The sequence below is a fragment of the Pseudomonas sp. P65(2024) genome, assembly GCF_057480955.1.
In genome coordinates this window covers 363,576-383,738 of record NZ_JBLIYX010000001.1, presented here as the reverse complement: position 1 = coordinate 383,738, position 20,163 = coordinate 363,576, and the positions used below count along the sequence as shown (strand labels likewise).

The following is a 20,163-nucleotide window of genomic DNA, read 5'->3' as shown; positions in this document are numbered from 1 at the left end:
CCTACATGACCGATTTCACCCATGATGCGATCCTCGACGCCACCGGCCTGAACTGCCCGGAGCCGGTGATGATGTTGCACAAGCACGTGCGCGAACTGGCCGGCGGCGGCGTGCTCAAGGTGATCGCCACCGACCCGTCGACCCGCCGCGACATTCCCAAGTTCTGCATCTTCCTCGGCCACGAGCTGCTCGGCCAGCAGGAAGAGTCCGGCACCTACCTGTACTGGATCCGCAAGAAGGCCGACTGAGCCGCCTGTGATCGCGCTACACTGCGCTCCCCCTGACAGGAGAGCGCCATGCTGATAGTTGCCGACGAGAATATCCCGCTGCTCGATGCCTTCTTCGCCGGTTTCGGCGAGATCCGCCGTTACCCCGGCCGGGCCATCGACGCCGCCTGCGTCAAGGATGCCGATGTGCTGCTGGTACGCTCGGTGACCCGCGTCGACCGGCAACTGCTCGAAGGCAGCCGGGTGCGTTTTGTCGGCACCTGCACCATCGGCACAGACCACCTTGACCTCGAATATTTCGCCCAGGCCGGTATCCACTGGAGCAGCGCGCCGGGCTGCAACGCCCGGGGCGTGGTGGACTACGTGTTGGGCAGTTTGCTGACCTTGGCCGAGCTTGAAGGGGCAGACCTAAGCAAGCGCGTCTATGGCGTGGTCGGCGCCGGCGAGGTCGGTGGCCGTCTGGTTCGGGTGCTGCACGGCCTGGGCTGGAAGGTGCTGGTGTGCGACCCGGTGCGCCAGGCCGGCGAGGGCGGCGACTTTGTCGACCTTGAGATGATTCTTGATCAGTGCGACGTGATCAGCCTGCACACGCCGCTGCAGCGCGGCGGCGAGCACCCGACCTGGCACCTGCTCGACCATTCGCGCCTGGCGCGGCTGCGTGCCGGCGCCTGGCTGATCAACGCCAGCCGCGGACCGGTGGTGGACAACGCGGCCCTGCGCGAATTGCTGCTGGACCGCGAGGATGTGCACGCGGTGCTCGATGTGTGGGAGGGCGAGCCGCAGGTGGACCTGCAACTGGCCGATCTTTGCACCCTGGCCACGCCGCATATCGCCGGCTACAGCCTGGATGGCAAGCAGCGGGGCACGGCACAGATCTACCAGGCCTTCTGCCGCTGGCGCGGGGAACCCGAGCAGGTATACCTGGCCGATCTTCTGCCGGCTCCGGGCCTGGCTCAGATCGAGTTTGACGCGAACGCGGACCCGGCCTGGGCGCTGGCCACCCTGTGCCGGGCGGTCTATGACCCCCGCCGTGACGATGCGGATTTCCGTCGCAGCCTCAGCGAAGACCCAGCCGAACAGCGTGCGGCGTTTGACCTGCTGCGCAAGCACTATCCGGTACGGCGTGAGATCGAGGGGCTGGCAGTGCGTGTAGGTGGGCAGGCGCCGCAACTGGCGCAACTGGTCAGTGCTCTGGGGGCGGTGCTGGCCTGACGGCCGGCCAATAAAAACCCGGCGCAAGCGCCGGGTTGCACGCAATTCGGGGTCAGGCCTTGCCGGTTTTCTTGACCCGGCTCTCTTCCAGGTCCTTGCAGGCCTTCTGGATCATCTGCTCGGTGATCGGGACCTCACGGCCCTGGGCATCGATGATCGAGCCGCAGACCTGAGGTTGCGGACGGTTCTGTGTCTTGGGCGTGTCGGTGCTGTGCTGCAAGCTCATGTCCTGTCTCCTCTTTCAGGTTCAAGCTCAAGGTAGCGCTTCGCCGTGACTGGTCTGTGACAGTTTTCGGCGTCATGCCGGATCAGTCCAACAGAAACGGTGGTAAAGCTCTAGTCGCAGGTTAGAACGAATGGGCATAGTCACTGTCGTTCTCTTCGTTCATGGGACGGCGTCGTATTCCCGGACGTTGCACAGGGCCGACGAGTGGTAGTCTTGGTCTTGTCTCCGTATGGAACCACCCTCGCCATGCCCGATCCTATCTCTGCCCGCCAGCGCCGCGCCCTGTACCTGGGCTGGCGCTTCGTTCGTCCCTATCGCCGCCAGGCCCTGCTGGCCTTGCTGGCGCTGGTGGTCACCGCCGCCATCACCCTTTCCATGGGCCAGGGCATCCGTCTGCTGGTCGACCAGGGCTTCATGACCGGCTCGGCGCACCAGCTCAACCAGACCATCGGCCTGTTCCTGCTGCTGGTGGTGGCGCTGGCAGTGGGGACCTTCGCCCGTTTCTACCTGGTGTCGTGGATCGGTGAGCGCTGCGTGGCCGATATCCGCCGGGCGGTGTTCGACCACCTGATCGGCCTGCATCCGGGCTTCTTCGAGGACAATCGCAGTTCTGAGATCCAGTCGCGGCTGACCGCCGACACCACCTTGCTGCAGTCGGTGATCGGCTCGTCGCTGTCGATGTTCCTGCGCAACGCGTTGATGGTGCTGGGCGGGGTGATCCTGCTGTTTGTCACCAATCCCAAGCTGACCAGCATCGTGGTGCTGGCACTGCCGCTGGTGCTGGCGCCGATCCTGCTGTTTGGCCGGCGTGTGCGCAGCCTGTCGCGGCAGAGCCAGGACCGGGTGGCCGACGTGGGCAGCTATGTCGCCGAGACCCTGGGCCAGATCAAGACGGTGCAAGCCTACAACCATCAGGGGCATGACCAGGCGCGCTTCGCCGAGACCGTGGAGGCGGCGTTCGGCGTGGCGCGCCGGCGCATCGCCCAGCGCGCTTGGTTGATCACCCTGGTGATCGTGCTGGTGCTTGGGGCGGTGGGGGTGATGCTCTGGGTCGGCGGCATGGATGTGATTGCCGGGCGCATCTCTGGTGGCGAGCTGGCCGCCTTCGTGTTCTACAGCCTGATCGTCGGCAGTGCCTTTGGCACTCTGAGCGAGGTGATCGGCGAACTGCAACGGGCCGCGGGTGCCGCCGAACGTATCGCCGAGCTGCTGGCGGCGCAGACGGCGATCCTGGCGCCAGTGCCAGCGCAGGGGCTGGCGCAGGGGCGCGTGACGGGTGACATCCAGTTGTGCGACGTGCGCTTCGCCTACCCGTCGCGCCCCACTGCGGCGGCCATCGATGGTCTGAGCCTGCACATCCGCCCAGGCGAGACCGTGGCCTTGGTCGGGCCGTCGGGGGCCGGCAAGTCGACCCTGTTCGACCTGCTGCTGCGCTTCTACGACCCACAGGGCGGCGCGATTCTGCTCGACGGCCAGCCGATCACCGGGCTGGAGCCTGCCGAGCTGCGCCGCCAGTTCGCCCTGGTGGCCCAGCAACCGGCACTGTTCCGTGGCACGGTCGAGGCCAACATCCGTTACGGCCGGCCCGACGCCAGCCTGGCTGAGGTCGAGGCGGCGGCGCGCAGCGCCCATGCCGATGAATTCATCGCCCAGTTACCCCAGGGCTACCAGACGCTGCTGGGCGAGGGCGGCGTGGGCTTGTCCGGCGGCCAGCGCCAGCGCCTGGCGATTGCCCGGGCGCTGTTGGTGGATGCGCCGATCCTGCTGCTGGACGAGGCCACCAGCGCCCTGGACGCGCAGAGCGAGCACCTGATCCAGCAGGCCTTGCCGCTGTTGATGGCCGGGCGCACCACGCTGGTCATTGCCCACCGCCTGGCGACGGTGCAGCATGCCGACCGTATCGCGGTGATCGACAAAGGCCGACTGGCGGCAGTCGGCAGCCATCGACAACTGATCGAGCAAAGCCCACTCTACGCACGCCTGGCGACGCTGCAGTTCAACCCGGCCTGAGCGGCCATGGCTGTCGCAGTTTTGTAACAATTCTGTAGCAATTGCCTGAGACTATCTGCCTCGCTGTTGCGCAGTTGCTCGCCCTCGCTGCCATCGCCCGATGGCGGCGTTTTCGGGCCAGCGAAAGAGGACAAGGATGCCTCCGTCGGCGGTGCCGTCGTGTGCCGTTTTCCCTCTTCCTTGTTCCGAGATCCGCAATCTTGCGTAAATCCCTCAGAGTGCAAATTCTCTCCCTGCTCGGCGGCAGCCTGCTGGCGATCCTGCTGATCGCCCTGGTGTGCTTCCAGTTCCTGTCGTCCAGCGTGCGTGGCTATGCCGAGCTGGTGGACGGGCCGTTGCGTGCCTCGCAACTGATAGACGAAGCCAATCTGCAGTTCAAGATCCAGGTGCAGGAGTGGAAGAACGTGCTGTTGCGTGGTCGCCAGCCAGCGGAGCTGGACAAGTACTGGCAGCAGTTCCAGGCCCGCGAACAGCAGGTGCAGCAGTTGCTGGGGCAACTGATCGACAGCAGCGAGCCAGCGCTCAGGGCGCGCCTGGAGCAGCTCAAGGCCAGCCACCGGCAGCTGGGCTCGGCCTACGCGCAAGGTCGCCAGGCGTTCCTGGCCGCCGGCGGCGACCCGGTGGCGGGCGACCTGGCGGTAAAGGGCGTGGACCGTGCCACCAGCGACCAGATGAGCGCGTTGGTGGAGCAGTTGCGCGCCGATGCCCTCGGGCGTGCCGCCGCCATCAGTGCCAGCGCCGAGCGCACGGTGTGGCTGGGCGTGCTGGTAATGCTGGGTTCAGCTGTGCTGGTCGGGCTGTTCAGCCTGTGGCTGGTCAACCGTAGTCTGGTCGAGCCGATCCGCCAACTGATCGATTATGTCGCCCAGCTCAGCCAGGGGCGTTTCGCCGCCCGTGTCGACAGCCGCCGCGAGGATGAACTGGGACGCCTGGCGCTGGCCGCCAATACGCTGCGTGACTTCCTCGCCGATACCGTCGGACGCCTGAAGGACAATGCCGAGGAGCTGGAAACAGCCAGCGGCCGGCTGCGCAGCATCGCCGGCGACATGGCCCACGGCACCCACGATCAGTTCCAGCGCACCGACCAGGTCGCCACGGCCATGCACGAAATGTCCGCCACCGCCCAGGAAGTGGCGCGCCACGCCGCCGACGCCGCCCGCGCCGCGGACGAGGCCGACCACAGTGCCCAGGCCGGCGAGCAGGTCATGCAGCGGACCATCGACACCATCGCCGTGGTCAACCGCGAAATCGCCGGTACCGCGACGGTGATCCGTCACCTGGAGCACGACAGCACGCGCATCGGCAAGGTACTCGAAGTGATTCGCGGCATCGCCGAGCAGACCAACCTGCTGGCGCTCAACGCCGCCATCGAGGCCGCCCGTGCCGGCGAGGCCGGGCGCGGCTTCGCGGTGGTGGCCGACGAGGTGCGCAGCTTGGCCCAGCGCACCGCCGCGTCGATCGCCGAGATCCACCAGATCATCGAGGCCGTGCAGTCGGGCGCGGTGGAGGCGGTCAAGGCCATCGAGAGCGGCCAGCAGCGCAGCGAGGAGGGCGCTGAGCAGGTGCAGCAGGCCGGGCAGATGCTGCAGCGCATCACCACGGCGGTTGAAGCGATCCGCGACATGAACCGGCAGATCGCCACCGCTGCCGAGGAGCAGACCAGCGTCGCCGAGGACATCTCGCGCAACCTGGTCGAGATCACCCGCATCGCCACCGCCAACCAGGAGGCCGTGCAGCACACCGAACAGGCCGGGCAGCGCTTGCACGGATTGTCGGGGCAGTTGGGCGAGGTCACTTCCCGCCTGAGCGCTTGAAATCGCCTTCGCGGGTGGGGAAATCCGCCAGTTTCGCATGCGGTATCAGATGCCTGTGGCGGATTGTCGCCATCCACTGGGTAGCCGGGAACGCTAGGGGCGGTATCAGCCGTGGCCCAGGCCAACCTGGCACACTCTCTGCTTTACGCCGCCCCGGGCCACGGCCCGAGGCGATCGTGCCCCGATTTCGCAAGACTCCTGCTGACCAGAACAACAACATCCGGGCGTGCACGCCGGGGGCAACGACTGCCAGTCCTTCACTTCAATTGGATTGAGCTAATGAAAAAAATCCTGCTGACGCTCCTGTGCCTGGGCGTCATCGGCTGCTCCAAGCCCGCGGAGCCACAGAAGTCCGTCGATGTCCTGCTGATCGGCGGCGGCATCATGAGTGCAAGCCTTGGGACCTACCTCACCGAGCTGGAACCGAACTGGAAGGTCGACGTCTACGAGCGCATGGAGCAGGTCGCCGAGGAAAGCTCCAACGCCTGGAACAACGCCGGCACCGGCCACTCGGCGTTCTGCGAGCTGAACTACACCAGCGTCGGCAAGGACGGCAGCATCGACATCGGCAAGGCGGTCAACGTCAACGAGCAATTCGAGGTATCCAAGCAGTTCTGGGCCTACCAGGTCGAGCAGGGCGTGCTGAGCAACCCGCGTTCGTTCATCAACAATGTGCCGCACATGAGCTTCGTCTGGGGTGATGACAACGTCGCCTTCTTGCACAAGCGCGTCGAAGCCTTGCAACACAGCTCGCTGTTCCGCGGCATGGAGATCACCGAGGACCACGAGCAGATCCGCAAGTGGGTGCCGCTGGTGATGGAAGGCCGTGACCCCGGGCAGAAGGTGGCCGCGACCCGCATGGCCATCGGCACTGACGTGAACTTCGGCGAGATTACCCGCCAGCTGTTCGCCTCGATGGCCCGCAACCCCAATGTGCAGCTGCACCTGAGTCATGAAGTGCGCGACATTGTGCGCAATGACGATGGCAGCTGGAATGTGGTGGTGGCCGACCTGGCCAACGGTGGCAAGGAGTCGGCGGTCAAAGCCAAATTCGTCTTCATCGGCGCCGGTGGCGGTGCGCTCAAACTGCTGCAGAAATCCGGTATTCCGGAGGCCGAAGGCTATGCAGGCTTCCCGGTCGGTGGCCAGTTCCTGATGACCGACAATGCCGACCTGGTCACCCGCCACAAGGCCAAGCTGTACGGCAAGGCCTCGGTCGGCGCGCCGCCGATGTCGGTGCCGCACCTGGACACCCGGGTGATCGATGGCAAGGAAGTGCTGCTGTTCGGCCCGTTCGCGACCTTCTCCACCAAGTACCTCAAGCACGGCTCGTTGCTGGACATGTTCAGCTCGCTGACCACCCACAACATCAGCCCGATGATGCATGCCGGGATCGATAACATTGACCTGAGCACCTACCTGATGGGCCAGCTGATGCTGAGTTTCGATGACCGCATGGCAGCGCTGCGCGAGTACTTCCCCAACGCCAAGAACGAAGACTGGAAGCTGCTCCAGGCCGGCCAGCGCGTGCAGGTGATCAAGAAGGATCCCGAGCACGGTGGCGTCCTGCAGTTCGGCACCGAAGTGGTGGCCGCCAAGGACGGCAGCATTGCCGCGCTGCTGGGCGCCTCGCCCGGTGCCTCGACCGCCGCGCCGATCATGCTGAGCGTGCTGGAGAAGACCTTCAAGGACCGGATCAACAGCGCCGAGTGGCAAGCCAAGCTCAAGCAGATCGTGCCCACCTACGGCCAGAAGCTGAACAACGACCTTGAGCTGACCAACAAGACCCGTGAGTGGAGCAGTGCGCGCCTGCAACTGCTGTACGTGCCGGTGTTGCCGGAGTAAAGCAGTAGAAGCCCGTGCCATGCAGCGTCACGGCACGGGCCTGTCTTACTCCGGGCTTTTCGCAGGCAACAAAAAACCCGCTCTAGGCGGGTTTTTTGCGGGATATGGTCGGAGAGACAGGATTCGAACCTGCGGCCTTCTCGTCCCGAACGAGACGCGCTACCTGGCTGCGCTACACTCCGATGTGCAAAATGCTACTGCATCGCTTTTTTCAACGCAACCCCTTGTTGCAAAAAGGAGTTGCGTCCAAAAGCATTCCCGGATCACAGCTCCTTGACGGTGCGGATCTGGTCTTTGTTGATACGCGTGCGCTTGCCGTCGAGCTGCTCGAATTCGTAGAAACCGGAATCGTCGTCATAGGATGGGGTGTCCACCGCCTGGATCTCGCGGCCGTCGTTCAGGGTGATGACGGTTGGCGAGGCGCAGCCGGCGAGGGCGCCCAGGCCCAGGACAAGCAGGAAGGCGGGAAGGGTCCGTTGGATCATCGTGTTTCTCCAGTGCGATGGTGCTAGATGTCATTAAGACGCAGGGCGTCCACGCAAGTTCCTTGCACAGTCCAGCATAGCGCCATCGCGGCGGCATTGACCAAGAACAACGCCGCAGGCCGCCTGTGATATAACAGCGCACATTCCCAGTTACCCTGCGACGGACCCCCATGAAAGCCAAGGCAGATACCCCATTCGTTGCGCTGAACATCGCCGTGCTGACAGTCAGCGATACCCGCACCTTCGACACCGACACCTCCGGCCAGCTGTTCGTCGATCGCCTGGGCGCCGCCGGGCACCGCCTGGCCGAGCGCGTGCTGCTCAAGGACGACCTGTACAAGATCCGCGCCCAGGTCGCGACCTGGATCGCCGATGACCAGGTGCAGGTGGTGTTGATCACCGGCGGTACCGGCTTCACTGGCCGCGACAGCACCCCGGAAGCCGTGGCGTGCCTGCTGGACAAGCAGGTCGAGGGCTTTGGCGAGCTGTTCCGGCAGATCTCGGTGGCCGACATCGGTACCTCCACCGTGCAGTCCCGCGCCCTGGCGGGGCTTGCCAACGGCACCCTGGTCTGCTGCCTGCCGGGCTCGACCAACGCTGTGCGCACCGGCTGGGACGGCATCCTCGCCGAGCAGCTGGACGCCCGTCACCGGCCGTGCAATTTCGTGCCGCACCTGAAGCAGGCGGCGGCCTGTGACAGCCGTGGTTGAGGTGGCCCGGCCCTTGATGCCGGTGGAAGAGGCCCTGGAGCGCCTGCTGGCGCTGGCCGATACGGCGCCCATCGCCGAGACCGAACACGTAGCGCTGGGCGAGGCCGAAGGGCGGGTCCTGGCCCATGAGCTGGTGGCCGGCCTCGACCTGCCGCCGTGGCCCAACAGCGCCATGGACGGCTACGCCCTGCGCCTGGCCGACTGGCAGGGCGAACCGCTGCGGGTGACCCAGCGCATCTTCGCCGGGCATGCGCCACAGCCCCTGGAGCCTGGCACCTGCGCACGGATCTTCACCGGCGCGCCGCTGCCGGAAGGCGCCGATTGCGTCGAGATGCAGGAAAACACCAAGGTGCTTGAAGACGGCCGGGTGCGCTTTCTTGAACCCCTGGCGCTGGGGCAGAACGTTCGCCCCAAGGGCCAGGAAACCCGTGTCGGCGAACAGGTGATGAGCGCCGGCACGCGGCTGGGTCCGATCCAGCTCGGCCTGGCCGCGACCCTGGGCTTCGCTACGCTCGAAGTGCGGCGCCGGCCCCGGGTGGCGGTGCTGTCGACCGGCGACGAACTGGTCGAGCCGGGCCTGGCCCTGGGCCCCGGGCAGATCTACAACAGCAACCGACGCCTGCTGGTCAGTTGGCTGCAACGCCTGGGCTGCACGGTGGTCGATGCCGGCATCCTCCCGGACGATCTCGAGCGCACCCGCCAGTGCCTGGGCGGGCTGGGCGATGTCGACCTGATCCTGTCCACCGGCGGCGTGTCGGTGGGCGAAGCCGATTTCCTCGGCCTGGCCCTGCGCGAGGTGGGCGAGCTGGCGCTGTGGAAGCTGGCGATCAAGCCGGGCAAGCCGCTGACCTTCGGTCATTACCAAGGGGTACCGGTGATCGGCCTGCCGGGCAATCCGGCCTCGACCCTGGTCACCTTCGGCCTGCTGACCCGGCCCTATCTGCTGCGCCGACTGGGCGTGGCCCATGTCGCGCCGCTGCGCTTCAGCGTGCCAGCGGGCTTCGACTGGCCCAAGGCCGGAACCCGCCGAGAGTACCTGCGGGCGCGCATCGAGGACGGTCGCGTGCGCATCTACAAGAACCAGAGCTCCGGTGTGCTGCGCAGCGCGGCATGGGCCGACGGCGTGGTGGAAGTGCTCGAAGGCACGACGCCGCAACAGGACGATGCGGTGACATTCATCCCGTTCAGCGAACTACTTGGCTAGTACGCTACCGGTGGCCGCCGCGCCGGTCGGCGCCAGTTGGGTCAGGCGCATGTGCACGTTCTCCAGCTGCTGGGCGGCGACGCTCCAGTCATGACGCTGGCGGGCGAACTGGCGCCCGACCTCGCTGAGCTGGCACATGCGCCATGGCTGGTTGAGCAGTTGGGTGACCAGCAGCGCCAGCTGGCCGCTGTCGTCGCTGCCCAGGTAGTGCTCGCCGTTGTTCATGGCCAGGCCCGAGGCGCCCTTGCTGGTGGTGATTACCGGTAATCCGGCGGCCATCGCCTCAAGGATTTTTACTTTGGAGCCGCCGGCATGGCGCAGCGGTGCGAAGAACAGCGCCGAGCGCCGTTGCAGCTCGCGCAGGTCGGCACGATAGCCCACCCACTCGATGCGCGGGTCGTTCCAGTGCAGCTTCCAGCTGGCCGGCAGGGCGTGGCCGGCGATGGCCAGGCGCACCGCCGGATTGCTCATCCACACCTGGGGCAGGATCTCCTCCAGCGCCCATTCGATGGCCTCCAGGTTGGCGCCGTACTCGAAGTTGCCGACGAACAGCAGGCGCTGGCTGTGCGGCGTGGGGCGCACGTCCTGATAGTGGTCGCAGTCCACGCCATTGACCACCACGTTCACCGGGCGGCCGCTGATCTGGCTGATAAGCTCGGCATCGTGGGCGCTGACCGCCACCACCTCCGTGGGTTGGCGCAGCACCCGCTGTTCCCAGCGCCGGTAACGCCAGCGGTCGAAGGCGTTCAATGGCCGTAGCCACAAGGGCAGGCGGTCGTGGCAGGCGGCGCCCGTCACCGATTCCAGGTAGTGCTCGCTGAGCATGTAGGGCAGGCCGCGGGCCTGCAAGGCCTTCTCGAACGGCTGGAAGCTGTAGCTGTGCTCGATCTGGATCACATCCCAGGGTTCGTCCAGCAGTTGCTCGAAACGGTGCCTCAGGCACGGTGCCAGGCCGTTGATGATGGCCCGCATGGGGTAGTCGATAATGGGCGAGGCCAACAGGTTCAGCGGGCTGTGCAGTGGGCGCCGGGGCAGCACCAGCAGGCGCTCCACCAAGGGCTCCAGGGTCTCGCGCGCAGCGTCACACAAAGGGATCTTCGACTGCACCAGCAAGGTGATCCGGTGGCCATGCTGCGCCAGGGCGCGCAGCAGGTGGTATTGCCGGGTCTTGCTGCCGCTGGTGGTGGGCCAGGGCAGGTAGGGCAGGGTCCAGAGTATGCGCATGAGCCCGAATCCTCGCGGTTGGCCGGGTGTCGGCCCTGGATGGCAAGACGCGCCCGCTGGCAGTCAAGCAGATGCTGCTGCCGGGGCGCGTCCATAGATATCAGTAAAGCGCACGATGTCGTCTTCGCCCAGGTACTCGCCGCTCTGCACCTCGATCATCACCAGGTCGATGACGCCGGGGTTGGTCAGGCGATGGCTGCGCCCGGGCTTGATGAAGGTCGACTCGTTGGTGTCGAGCAGAAACTCCTCTTCACCGTTGGTCACGCAGGCCATGCCGCTGACCACGATCCAGTGCTCACTGCGGTGATGGTGCATCTGCAGCGACAGCGATTCGCCGGGGCGGACCATGATGCGCTTGATCTTGAACCGTGGCCCTTCCTCGAGCACGGTGTACAGGCCCCAGGGGCGGGTCACGGTGCGGTGCAGGCGGTAGGCGTCATGGCCCTGTCGCTTGAGTTGCTGGGCGATCACCTTGACCTCCTGGCTGCGCGCCGCGTCGGCGATCAACAGGGCGTCGGGGGTGTCGATGACGATCAGGTTGTCCAGGCCCACCGCGCCCACCAACCGTCGCGGCGAGTCGATGTAGCAGTTGCTCACGTCATGCAGCACGGTTTCGCCGTTGCAGTGGTTGCCCTGGCTGTCGGCCGGGCGCAGCTCGCGCACCGCTTCCCAGCTGCCGATATCGCTCCAGCCGATGGCGCAGGGCACCACGGCCACCTGGGTGGAGGGCTCCATGAGCGCGTAGTCGATTGAGATATCAGGCGCGAGCGCGAAACTGTCGGCGTCGAGTTCCACCTGCTGGCCGCACGCCCCCTCCTTGAACGCGCTCTGCACCAGGCAGTGGGTCACGTTGTGCAGCAGCTCGGGGGCGTGGGCCTGCAGCTCCTGCAGCACCGTGCCCGCGCGCAGGCAGAACATGCCGGCGTTCCACAGGTGCCGGCCACCGTCCAGGTAGGCCTGGGCGGTGTCTGTGTCTGGCTTTTCGACGAAGCGGGCGACCCGGTAACTGTCGCCGTCGAGCGGCTGGCCCAGTTCGATGTAGCCGAAGCCGGTCTCGGCGCGGGTCGGCAGCAGGCCGAAGGTGGTCAGCCAGCCTTGTGCGGCCAGGGCCATGGCCCGCTGGACAGCCGCCTCGAAGGCGTCCTGGTCCTGGATCAGGTGGTCGGCGGGGAGTACCAGCAGCAGGCTGTCCTCGCCATGCAGGCGGGCGCAGTGCAGCGCTGCGGCGGCGATGGCGGGGGCGGTGTTGCGACCGAAGGGTTCGAGGATGAAGTCCAGGGCGATGCGCTGGCTGCCGACCTGGCGATACTCGTCCTGGGTACGGAACACCACTTCGCGGTTGGTCACCGTGAGTACCCGCTCGACGCCGGGCAGGCTGCTGGCGCGGCTGAAGGTCTTCTGCAGCAGGCTCATGCCATCGGGTAGGCGCATGAAGGGCTTGGGCATGGCCTCGCGGGAGACCGGCCACAATCGGGTGCCGGCGCCGCCAGCGATGATGCAGGGGATCAGAACGCTCATAGTCACAGCCTCGAATCAGGGCGCCGGGGGCGGCGCAATGCACGGAAATCACGACCTGTCAGGCGTCTGGCGGCACAAAGTCAATAAAATGACTTTTCGAGTCGGCTTCGTCCGTGATGGCCAAATATTTGTCAGATGATGCACCTGTGATGCTCGGCTTTCAATGGCATTTGTGTGAAGCGGCGGTTTTTCGGCGTAGCGGGGAGCAATCTGCTCGTCGCAGTGGTCGAGATTGCGGTAGGGCATTTCTATTCGGGGAGAACGGCATGAGCGAGCGCAAGGCACTGTTGATCCTGCATGGCAAACAGGCCGGCAACGAAGAGGTGCGAGCCGCGGTGGGCCAGCTGCGCGAGCGGGGCTGGACCCTGGATGTGCGCCTGACCTGGGAGGGCGGCGACGCCCAGCGCCTGGTCGGCGAGGCCCTGGCCGCGGGCTATGGCCAGGTGGTGGCCGGTGGCGGTGACGGCACGTTGCGTGATGTGGCCGAAGCCATGGGCCTGGCCGCGACCCAGGCCAGCCTGGCACTGTTGCCGCTGGGTACCGCCAACGACTTCGCCAGGGCGGCCGGCGTGCCCCTCGAACCGCAGGCGGCTCTCGACCTGCTGGAGGTGCCGGCGCGGCCGATCGACCTGGGGCGGGTGGGCGACCAGTTGTTTTTGAACATGGCCACCGGGGGCTTCGGCAGCCAGGTCACGGCCAACACCTCGGAAGACCTGAAGAAAGTGCTGGGTGCGGCTGCCTACCTGTTCACCGGCCTGTCACGCTTCAGCGAGCTGCAGGCCGCCTCGGTGGAACTGCAGGGGCCCGGCTTCCAGTGGCAGGGCGAATTGCTGGCGCTGGGCATCGGCAACGGCCGCCAGGCCGGCGGCGGGCATGTGCTGTGCCCGGAGGCGACGGTGGATGACGGCCTGCTGGATATCGGCATTCTGCCGGCGCCGCAGGAGGTGGCGGGGGCCTTGCGCGACTTGCTGGCCGGCGACGGGCTGTTCGTTCGCGCGCGGCTGCCCTGGGTGGTCATCAAGGGCGCCCAGGGGCTGGACATGAACCTCGACGGCGAGCCGCTGCAGGCCGCCAGCCTGCGTTTCGAGGCCATGCCGCAGGCGTTGCGCGTGCACTTGCCTGCGGGCTCGCCGCTGCTCAGTCGTCCAGGCTGATGATCTTTTCGCGCACGGCGAACAGTACCAGGCCCGCCACGTCGTAGATCTGCAGGCGTTTCATGATCTGCGAGCGGTGGGTCTCCACGGTCTTGATCGACAGGCCCAGGCCGGCGGCGATCTCTCGGGTCGACTTGCCGCGCACGATAAGGCGCAGGATCTCCAGCTGGCGACCGGTCAGGTTATGGCCTTCGCTGCTCGGCTGGCGGCCGTTCTGCGCGCGCAGCAGCGCCTGGTTGATGACGGTGTGGGCGATGGCCGGGCTGAGGTAGCGTTCGTCGTTGCGCAGCGCGGTGAGCGCTTGTTCCAGTTCGGTGGCCGTGGTGTCCTTGAGCAGGTAGCCGTGGGCGCCGCTTTCCAAGGCACGCATGATCAATTCCGGATCGGTGTGCATCGACAGGATCAGGACCTTGCAGGTGCAACCGTTTGCGCGCAATTGCGTCAGCGCGTCCAGACCGCTGGTCGAACGCATGGAAATGTCCAGCAGGACGATGTCTGGCGCCAGGCGCAGCACGTGGTCCAGGAGCTGGCTGCCGTCGTCGGCTTCGCCGACCACGGTGTAACCGGGGATGTCCGATACCAGTGCCCTGACGCCTGCGCGAATCAGGGAGTGATCGTCCACCAGCAGTAATCTACAGGTCATCGGGGGCAGGGGTCCTGGCGCGTTCTTGGCTGCGGGGTGGCCACGGAAAGAGGGCTTCTATCTGGGTGCCTTGGCCGGGCTGGCTGGTGATGGTCAGGCTGCCTTGCAGCGCGGTCACCCGCTCCTGCATGCCAGCCATGCCGCGCTGGCCGTATTCTGCGGGGAACTGGGCCGGAACGAAGCCGCCGCCGTCGTCGTGGATCGACAGGGCCAGGCCGGCCGGGGTGCGTTGCAACCTAACCACCAGATTACGCGCGTCGGCGTGGCGTAGCATGTTGGTGACCGCCTCCTGGGTAATGCGGAAGGCGGCCATGGCCACTTCTTCGCTGATGCCGCCCAGGCGCTGGTTGCATTCCAGGCTCCAGTGTACCTCGGTGTTCTCCAGGGTGCGCAGCAGGTGCGCGCGCAGGCTTGCCTCCAGGCCCAGGCTGGCCAGCTGGCGCGGGTTGAGAATGGTGGAAACGTCGCGCACGTTGCTCAGGGTCAGGTCCAGGGTGCTGCGCAGGGTGCTGCAGTGCTCCTGCAGCTCGGCCGGTACCCGGCGTTGCAGCCAGTCGACCTGGAGCTTGGCGGCGGTCAGCAGTTGGCCGATATCGTCGTGCAGCTCGCGGCTCAGTCGCTGGCGCTCGCTTTCCTGCACCTTGAGCATGCGCGTGGCCAATTCCGCCGGGCGCAGGCTGATCGAGCGCGCCCAGTGGCGCAGGTGCCAGCCGACGCCGAGCATCGCCAGCAGTTGCAGCAGCAGCTGGCTGGCCGACAAGGGCTGAGTGCTCAGGTACACCACCAGGTTTGCCGCCAGCGATGCAACGCACAGCAGGGCGGTCGTCCAGCGCAGCAGGGCAACGGGGGGGCGACAACGCTGGAGAAACTTCAAGCGTGGGAGCATAGATAAGGAAGCCACTGAGTTATAGCGGTTTTTAGCATTGCACGCGTCTGCCCCGAGATTTTTCCGCTCCACCACTCATCAAGTGTCGGATGCGGATCCAATCGGCCGATAACCTGGGCGCGCATGTTCGAATGCACGCATGTTATCACTTTGATTGAGTTTGGTCGCGGGGGGATAACTGCTTGAAAGCTCGTATTTTCCGGGCTGTGGCGGGCCTGTCGGGCGAGGGGGATGGCTAGCAGAGTGCCATTATTAAATGATGTTTCCGCTGGGTGTGGAATAACTAACAATTCGTCTTTGCCAACACATTTGGAAAAACTTGGCCAACTTTGCAAGTTTAACCCGGGTGCGGGCTTAGTTGGGACTCAGTTGCTCGCTTTAGTGTTGCAGGTCGCAAGCCTCGGTACCGTTATCCACTGTATGGGGGTGAGCGCAGAACACCCCCGTCTGCTGGCAGTCCGCGCACAGCTGCACGGACGGCTGGCCCAGTGCGGTGGCCAGTTCACCCAGCAGCTGCCGCTGTTCATCGGTGTCCATGCCTAGCTGGCCGGTGTGTGGGTCGAGCAACTCCAGTTGCCAGTCGAGCAGGGTCAGGCAGGCGTCCAGTGCGGGCAGGCTGCTGCCGTGCAGGTGCTGCTGGGCGCAGGTGGGTGCGAGCAGCTTTTGCAAGGCGAACGCATAGTGGGCGACCTCGAGCAGGCCGAGCGTGTCTGCACGGCGGGCCAGGGTGTCGAGTGCAGTGGTGAGGCTGTGGCAGGCGTCCGGGTCGTTGGCGATCAGCTCCAGGTGCTGCAGGCATTCCTGGGATCTGGCCAGCAGGACCTGCGCGTCCTGCAAAAAGGCCGCCACGGCGGCGTTGTGCAGTGGTGTGCTATCCATCATGGCGCCCCGTGGTCAGGGATTGGCCGTACCAAGATGATTGCTCGCAAAAGCCTGACTCCGTTCATGCAGTGAGAATGGCGTCACATTAATGGCTAATGGATATTGCGAACATCAGGTTGCACCCGATTGCTACTAGGGGTTTCCCTGATGAGGATTCAGGTGGTTTGTTCGTTGCGAGCGAGGGACGCGGCGGGATGTGGCAGCAGTAAAGCATGATGGTAAAGTGATATCAATCACCTGGAGCGGCTTTTTCCATCAGGGGTCAAGCTACGCGCGCATCCGCCGATACAGGGGGATGCATTCATTTTTACCGACTCACGCCTGGGGGCTTTCCAATGGCTGGCATTCTCGACACGGTAGACCAACGCACGCAACTGGTGGGTGAGAACCGCCTGGAAATCCTGATGTTCCGTCTGGCCGGCCGACAGTTGTTCGCCATCAACGTATTCAAGGTCCAGGAAGTGCTGCAGCTGCCAAAGCTGACGCTCATGCCGCAGCGCCATTCCTTCGTCTGCGGCGTGGTCAACCTGCGCGGCCAGACGCTGCCGGTGATCGACCTGTCCCAGGCGATCGGCATGCGCCCGCTGCTGCCGGGTCCTGACAGCACCATCATCGTCACCGAATACAACCGTTCGGTGCAGGCGTTCCTGGTAGGCGGTGTCGATCGTATCGTCAACATGAACTGGGAAGCCATCATGCCGCCACCGGCCAGCGCTGGTCGCCAGCACTACCTCACCGCGATCACCAAGGTCGACGAGAAGCTGGTGGAGGTCATCGACGTGGAGAAGGTGTTGGCCGAGATCGTGCCGTACAACGCCAAGGTGTCCCGCGACAAGCTGGAAGACCCGGTACTGGCCCGCGCCCGTGGCCGCGAAGTGCTGCTGGTAGACGACTCCAGCGTGGCCCTGGCGCAGTTGCGCGACACCCTGTCGCAATTGGGAGTGAAGCTGCACGTGGCCAGCGACGGCCTCAAGGCCCTGCGGCTGCTCAAGGGTTGGGCCGACGCCGGGGAGAATGTCTGCGAGAAGTTGCTGATGATTTTCACCGATGCCGAAATGCCAGAGATGGACGGTTACCGGCTGACCACCGAGATCCGCAACGACCCGCGCCTGCGTGGCCTTTACGTGGTGCTGCACACCTCGCTGTCGGGTAGTTTCAACGAATCCATGGTCAAGAAGGTCGGTTGCGACAACTTCCTGTCCAAGTTCCAGCCCGATCGTCTGGTGGATGTGGTGCGTCAGCGTCTGAACATGGATCACGCCTAGGTGTAAGCTTGGTTTTTAAATGGCAACCAGGTGAGCAGGGATGTTTCTGAGTGCGTTGTATCGATACCCGGTAAAATCGGGGCGGGCCCAAGGCCTGCAAGCGTCCGCGGTCGGCAATCTGGGCCTGGACGGTGACCGCCGCTGGTTGGTGGTGGAGGAGGAGAATGGCCGCTTCCTGACCCAGCGGGCCTGGCCCCGGTTGGGGCAGGTCGGCGCCGATTACGGCGAGCAGGGCCAGTTGCTGCTGCAGGCACCGGGACAGGCACCCTTGGAGGTGCCCGTGCCGCCGGCCGACGAGGCCCTGCGCGGCGTCACCATCTGGCGGGACACCTTGCGCGTACCCGATGCCGGCGATGCGGCTGCAGCCTGGCTCAGCGACCTGCTGGGCAAGGCGGTAAGGCTGGTGTACTGCCCCGAACAGCGGGCCCGCTACCTGCCCAGCGGCTACGGCCTCAACAGTGACCGGGCAGCGTTTCCCGATGGTTTTCCGTTGCTGCTGATCGGTCAGGCCTCACTGGATGAGCTGAGCCAGCGGGTGGGGCGCCCCATGGAGATGCTGCGTTTTCGCCCGAACCTGGTGGTCGAGGGGGCCGAGGCCTTCGCCGAGGACCGCTGGAAGCGTATCCGTATCGGTGACATGACCTTCCGCGTGCTCAAGCCGAGCGTGCGCTGCATCCTCACCACCCTTGATCCCGTCACGGGCGAGCGCAGCCCGGACCGCGAGCCGTTGACCACGCTCAAGACGTTTCGCGAGAAGGAAGGGGATGTGCTGTTTGGCCAGAACCTGGCGGTGGATGGCGAGGGGCAGCTGCAGGTGGGAATGGACGTCCAGGTCCTCGATTAGTGCCATCGCGAGGCAAGTCACATCGGTGCGCCGATGCGACTTGCCTCGCGAAAGGGTTCGATCACATATCGTCGAAATACCGTTCATGCCAATCCACCAGCGGTTGCGGTGAATTGAGCTTCTGCCCATAGATGACCGAATACGACAGCACGTTCTGCACGTACTGGCGCGTCTCGTCGAACGGAATCGACTCGACCCACACATCGAAGCTCAAGTGCTTGGCGCCCTTGAGCCACTGGCGTACGCGTCCGGGGCCGGCGTTGTAGGCGGCCGAGGCCAGCACGCGGTTGCCGTTGAACTGGCTGTGCACCTGGCTCAGGTAGGCGGCGCCGAGCTGGATGTTCTTGTCCGGGTTGAATACCTGGGCCGGCGAGGCCAGCGGGATGCTGAACTTGCGCGCGGTTTCCTTGGCCGTGCCTGGCATCAGCTGCATCAGGCCGCTGGCGCCGACACTGGAGCGGGCGTCTTCCATGAAGGCGCTTTCCTGGCGGGTAATGGCGAACACCCAGCTTGAATGCAGGCCGCGGACCTTGGCTTCGCGCACCAAGGTGTCGCGATGGGCCATGGGGAAGCGGATGTCCAGGTCGTCCCAATACTGGGCCTGGCTGATGGTGCGAATGGCCGGGAAGTACCAGCGCATGTCGTAGGCCAGGCGGGCCTGGGCGACCATCTCGTCACGGTTGAAGTGACGGCTGACGTGGTACCACTCGCGCCGGCCCTCGACGATCTGGCCGCGGGCATGGAACTCCAGGGCGCGACGCACACCCGGGGTGTTGCGGACCTTATTGATCACCGCCTGGCTGAGTGCCAGCGGCTTGTTGTTCAACTGGTAAGGCGTCTGCGCCCGGTCGGCGGCGAGGAAACCGTAGAAATCGCGCTCGCGGGCGACGGTTTTGTACAGCAGCGGAATCTGCGGGTTGTTCGGCTGTGCCAGTTCCAGGCTGCGTGCCTGCCAGTACTTCCAGCGGTTGCTGCTGGCCAGGTCCTGGGGCAGGCGCCTGGTCAGCTCGTAGGCGTCCTCCCAGCGGCCCAGGCGCAGCAGCAGACGCAGGCGCCATTCGCTGACGGTGTTGTCACGCAGCTCGGGGTCGTAGCGGGTCATCAGGTCGAGGGCGCGCGGGTCGTAGCGCCGGGCCAGGGTCAGGCCGATCTCGCGGGCGATGGCGACCTTCTCGTCACGGGAGAAGTGCATGCGCTGGGCGTAGTCGTCGAGCAGCGCCATGGCCTGCTCGGGGTCCTGGCGGGCCAAGCGGCGCAGGCCGAGGCTGACCACGTCGGACATGGCTTCGTTGACCGGGGTGAAGCGCGATGGCTGGTTGAGCAACTCCGGCTTTTGCGCCACGTCGATCAGTAGCTTGCCCTGGGGGGCGAGGGTGGTGAGGGTCTTGACCAGGCTGTTGGCCAGGCCATAGTTGCGCGCCTGGGCCGCCAGCTTGGCGCGCTGCCAGCGCTTGGCCTCGGTCAGTTGGCCTTCGGCGGCCCACATGGCGAACAGGGTGTCGCAGGCGGTGGGCTGCGACTTGCCGACGTTCCACAGCTTGTCGGCGGTGGCGAAACCTTCGGCGCGCAGGCCGTGGGAGAGCTGGTACTGGCCGTTGAGGCAATCCAGCTCGGTGAAGTTGAGCTTGGGGTCGTAGTATCGGGTAAAGGTGTTCCACTCGCCGCGTTCAGCCAGCCAGCGCAGCCAGCGCAGTTTCATCCAGTTGGCCTGGGGCAGGTCGCCGTGGGCCTTGAGGAAGCCCTCGATCTCCTCGTTGCTGGCGCTCTTCAGGCGGGCGGTCAGCTCGTCATAGGTGAGGTAGGGTGTCAGCGGATAATCGCGCAGCGCCTGCGCGTAACGCAGGTAAGGACCCTTGTCGCCCTTGGCCAGGGCGCGCTTGGCCTCGTCGTAGTACTGACGCTGCTGGGTGATGTCGACGGCCTGTGCGGCGCTCGCGGCGGTGGCGGTGAGCAGCAGGCAGGAAGCAATTTGTAACAGGCGGCTGCGCATGATACGTCCGGGCAGTAGAACCAT

At 65.5% G+C, this 20,163-nt stretch carries 18 protein-coding genes, 1 tRNA gene and 1 pseudogene; 11 read left to right on the top strand and 9 right to left on the bottom strand.

What is annotated here, in order from left to right; translation table 11 throughout:
* Positions 1–5: 5 nt before the first annotated feature.
* Both tusA and pdxB read left to right on the top strand, forming a co-directional pair.
* Entirely contained in the window at positions 6–248 is a 243-nt protein-coding gene (gene tusA / locus AC25MA_RS01910) for a sulfurtransferase TusA (RefSeq protein WP_028692762.1), read from the top strand.
* A 48-nt stretch (positions 249–296) separates the two neighbouring features.
* Entirely contained in the window at positions 297–1,439 is a 1,143-nt protein-coding gene (pdxB, locus tag AC25MA_RS01905) for a 4-phosphoerythronate dehydrogenase PdxB (protein ID WP_088852575.1), read from the top strand.
* 52 nt (positions 1,440–1,491) lie between these two features.
* Here the strand turns inward: pdxB and AC25MA_RS01900 are convergent, their stop codons facing one another.
* Positions 1,492–1,665, bottom strand: coding sequence for a PA1571 family protein (locus AC25MA_RS01900; protein ID WP_167388413.1), 174 nt, complete (start codon positions 1,663–1,665; stop codon positions 1,492–1,494).
* A 246-nt stretch (positions 1,666–1,911) separates the two neighbouring features.
* Here AC25MA_RS01900 and AC25MA_RS01895 point away from each other — a divergent pair, with 246 nt between their 5' ends.
* The 4 genes and pseudogenes from AC25MA_RS01895 to mqo all read left to right on the top strand — a co-directional run bounded on the left by AC25MA_RS01895 (position 1,912) and on the right by mqo (position 7,334).
* Positions 1,912–3,675 carry an ABC transporter transmembrane domain-containing protein gene (locus AC25MA_RS01895; RefSeq protein WP_486971752.1) on the top strand — a complete coding sequence of 588 codons (1,764 nt, stop codon included), beginning with the start codon at positions 1,912–1,914 and terminating at the stop codon, positions 3,673–3,675.
* A gap of 671 nt (positions 3,676–4,346) precedes the next feature.
* A pseudogene (locus AC25MA_RS01890) lies at positions 4,347–4,556 on the top strand (methyl-accepting chemotaxis protein); the annotation flags it as partial.
* A 165-nt stretch (positions 4,557–4,721) separates the two neighbouring features.
* Positions 4,722–5,489 carry a methyl-accepting chemotaxis protein gene (locus AC25MA_RS01885; protein WP_371877805.1) on the top strand — a complete coding sequence of 256 codons (768 nt, stop codon included), beginning with the start codon at positions 4,722–4,724 and terminating at the stop codon, positions 5,487–5,489.
* Positions 5,490–5,768: 279 nt separating this feature from the next.
* Entirely contained in the window at positions 5,769–7,334 is a 1,566-nt protein-coding gene (mqo, locus tag AC25MA_RS01880) for a malate dehydrogenase (quinone) (protein WP_028692758.1), read from the top strand.
* A 105-nt stretch (positions 7,335–7,439) separates the two neighbouring features.
* On the opposite strand, the gene AC25MA_RS01875 is transcribed toward mqo, so the two are convergent.
* Positions 7,440–7,516: transfer RNA gene (locus AC25MA_RS01875), tRNA-Pro, on the bottom strand.
* Positions 7,517–7,597: 81 nt separating this feature from the next.
* On the bottom strand, positions 7,598–7,819 hold the full coding sequence (locus AC25MA_RS01870; RefSeq protein ID WP_028692757.1) for a YgdI/YgdR family lipoprotein: 222 nt from the start codon (positions 7,817–7,819) through the stop codon (positions 7,598–7,600).
* A 170-nt stretch (positions 7,820–7,989) separates the two neighbouring features.
* Between AC25MA_RS01870 and moaB the strand changes: the two genes are divergently transcribed.
* On the top strand, positions 7,990–8,529 hold the full coding sequence (moaB, locus tag AC25MA_RS01865; protein WP_028692756.1) for a molybdenum cofactor biosynthesis protein B: 540 nt from the start codon (positions 7,990–7,992) through the stop codon (positions 8,527–8,529).
* Entirely contained in the window at positions 8,513–9,733 is a 1,221-nt protein-coding gene (locus AC25MA_RS01860; RefSeq protein ID WP_028692755.1) for a molybdopterin molybdotransferase MoeA, read from the top strand. The genes moaB and AC25MA_RS01860 overlap by 17 nt, the downstream gene beginning before the upstream one ends.
* Here AC25MA_RS01860 and AC25MA_RS01855 read toward each other — a convergent pair.
* Positions 9,722–10,957 (bottom strand): glycosyltransferase family 4 protein, encoded by a 1,236-nt coding sequence (locus tag AC25MA_RS01855; protein WP_486971751.1) that lies wholly within the window; start codon positions 10,955–10,957, stop codon positions 9,722–9,724. The two genes, AC25MA_RS01860 and AC25MA_RS01855, sit on opposite strands and share 12 nt — an antisense overlap.
* A 63-nt stretch (positions 10,958–11,020) precedes the next feature.
* Positions 11,021–12,475: a mannose-1-phosphate guanylyltransferase/mannose-6-phosphate isomerase gene (locus AC25MA_RS01850; RefSeq protein ID WP_028692753.1), complete on the bottom strand. Its 1,455-nt coding sequence runs from the start codon at positions 12,473–12,475 to the stop codon at positions 11,021–11,023.
* A gap of 266 nt (positions 12,476–12,741) precedes the next feature.
* Here AC25MA_RS01850 and yegS point away from each other — a divergent pair, with 266 nt between their 5' ends.
* Positions 12,742–13,629, top strand: a complete 888-nt coding sequence (gene yegS / locus AC25MA_RS01845; RefSeq protein ID WP_213883409.1) for a lipid kinase YegS — start codon at positions 12,742–12,744, stop codon at positions 13,627–13,629.
* Here yegS and AC25MA_RS01840 read toward each other — a convergent pair.
* From AC25MA_RS01840 to AC25MA_RS01830, 3 genes are all read right to left on the bottom strand, one after another.
* Positions 13,613–14,272 carry a response regulator gene (locus AC25MA_RS01840; protein WP_062359593.1) on the bottom strand — a complete coding sequence of 220 codons (660 nt, stop codon included), beginning with the start codon at positions 14,270–14,272 and terminating at the stop codon, positions 13,613–13,615. The genes yegS and AC25MA_RS01840 overlap by 17 nt on opposite strands.
* Positions 14,262–15,158: a sensor histidine kinase gene (locus AC25MA_RS01835; protein WP_028692750.1), complete on the bottom strand. Its 897-nt coding sequence runs from the start codon at positions 15,156–15,158 to the stop codon at positions 14,262–14,264. The genes AC25MA_RS01840 and AC25MA_RS01835 overlap by 11 nt, the downstream gene beginning before the upstream one ends.
* A 378-nt stretch (positions 15,159–15,536) precedes the next feature.
* Positions 15,537–16,037, bottom strand: coding sequence for a hypothetical protein (locus tag AC25MA_RS01830; protein ID WP_036986768.1), 501 nt, complete (start codon positions 16,035–16,037; stop codon positions 15,537–15,539).
* Between the two features lie 338 nt (positions 16,038–16,375).
* On the opposite strand from AC25MA_RS01830, the gene AC25MA_RS01825 reads away from it, so the two are divergent.
* Positions 16,376–17,305: a chemotaxis protein CheV gene (locus AC25MA_RS01825; RefSeq protein WP_486971750.1), complete on the top strand. Its 930-nt coding sequence runs from the start codon at positions 16,376–16,378 to the stop codon at positions 17,303–17,305.
* A gap of 40 nt (positions 17,306–17,345) precedes the next feature.
* Positions 17,346–18,149 (top strand): MOSC domain-containing protein, encoded by an 804-nt coding sequence (locus AC25MA_RS01820; RefSeq protein ID WP_028692747.1) that lies wholly within the window; start codon positions 17,346–17,348, stop codon positions 18,147–18,149.
* Between the two features lie 61 nt (positions 18,150–18,210).
* Here AC25MA_RS01820 and AC25MA_RS01815 read toward each other — a convergent pair whose 3' ends face one another.
* On the bottom strand, positions 18,211–20,139 hold the full coding sequence (locus AC25MA_RS01815; protein WP_028692746.1) for a transglycosylase SLT domain-containing protein: 1,929 nt from the start codon (positions 20,137–20,139) through the stop codon (positions 18,211–18,213).
* Positions 20,140–20,163 lie beyond the last annotated feature (24 nt).

Excerpts from the sequence above, each read along its gene's own strand:
- AC25MA_RS01870 (WP_028692757.1), bottom strand. The coding sequence starts at position 7,819 with ATGATCCAACGGACCCTTCCCGCCTTCCTGCTTGTCCTGGGCCTGGGC.
- AC25MA_RS01830 (WP_036986768.1), bottom strand. The coding sequence starts at position 16,037 with ATGGATAGCACACCACTGCACAACGCCGCCGTGGCGGCCTTTTTGCAG.
- AC25MA_RS01825 (WP_486971750.1), top strand. The coding sequence starts at position 16,376 with ATGGCTGGCATTCTCGACACGGTAGACCAACGCACGCAACTGGTGGGT.
- AC25MA_RS01885 (WP_371877805.1), top strand. The coding sequence starts at position 4,722 with ATGGCCCACGGCACCCACGATCAGTTCCAGCGCACCGACCAGGTCGCC.
- AC25MA_RS01815 (WP_028692746.1), bottom strand. The coding sequence starts at position 20,139 with ATGCGCAGCCGCCTGTTACAAATTGCTTCCTGCCTGCTGCTCACCGCC.
- AC25MA_RS01850 (WP_028692753.1), bottom strand. The coding sequence starts at position 12,475 with ATGAGCGTTCTGATCCCCTGCATCATCGCTGGCGGCGCCGGCACCCGA.
- AC25MA_RS01900 (WP_167388413.1), bottom strand. The coding sequence starts at position 1,665 with ATGAGCTTGCAGCACAGCACCGACACGCCCAAGACACAGAACCGTCCG.
- tusA (WP_028692762.1), top strand. The coding sequence starts at position 6 with ATGACCGATTTCACCCATGATGCGATCCTCGACGCCACCGGCCTGAAC.
- AC25MA_RS01835 (WP_028692750.1), bottom strand. The coding sequence starts at position 15,158 with ATGCTCCCACGCTTGAAGTTTCTCCAGCGTTGTCGCCCCCCCGTTGCC.
- AC25MA_RS01820 (WP_028692747.1), top strand. The coding sequence starts at position 17,346 with ATGTTTCTGAGTGCGTTGTATCGATACCCGGTAAAATCGGGGCGGGCC.
- AC25MA_RS01855 (WP_486971751.1), bottom strand. The coding sequence starts at position 10,957 with ATGCGCATACTCTGGACCCTGCCCTACCTGCCCTGGCCCACCACCAGC.
- AC25MA_RS01840 (WP_062359593.1), bottom strand. The coding sequence starts at position 14,272 with ATGACCTGTAGATTACTGCTGGTGGACGATCACTCCCTGATTCGCGCA.
- AC25MA_RS01895 (WP_486971752.1), top strand. The coding sequence starts at position 1,912 with ATGCCCGATCCTATCTCTGCCCGCCAGCGCCGCGCCCTGTACCTGGGC.
- mqo (WP_028692758.1), top strand. The coding sequence starts at position 5,769 with ATGAAAAAAATCCTGCTGACGCTCCTGTGCCTGGGCGTCATCGGCTGC.
- yegS (WP_213883409.1), top strand. The coding sequence starts at position 12,742 with ATGAGCGAGCGCAAGGCACTGTTGATCCTGCATGGCAAACAGGCCGGC.
- moaB (WP_028692756.1), top strand. The coding sequence starts at position 7,990 with ATGAAAGCCAAGGCAGATACCCCATTCGTTGCGCTGAACATCGCCGTG.
- pdxB (WP_088852575.1), top strand. The coding sequence starts at position 297 with ATGCTGATAGTTGCCGACGAGAATATCCCGCTGCTCGATGCCTTCTTC.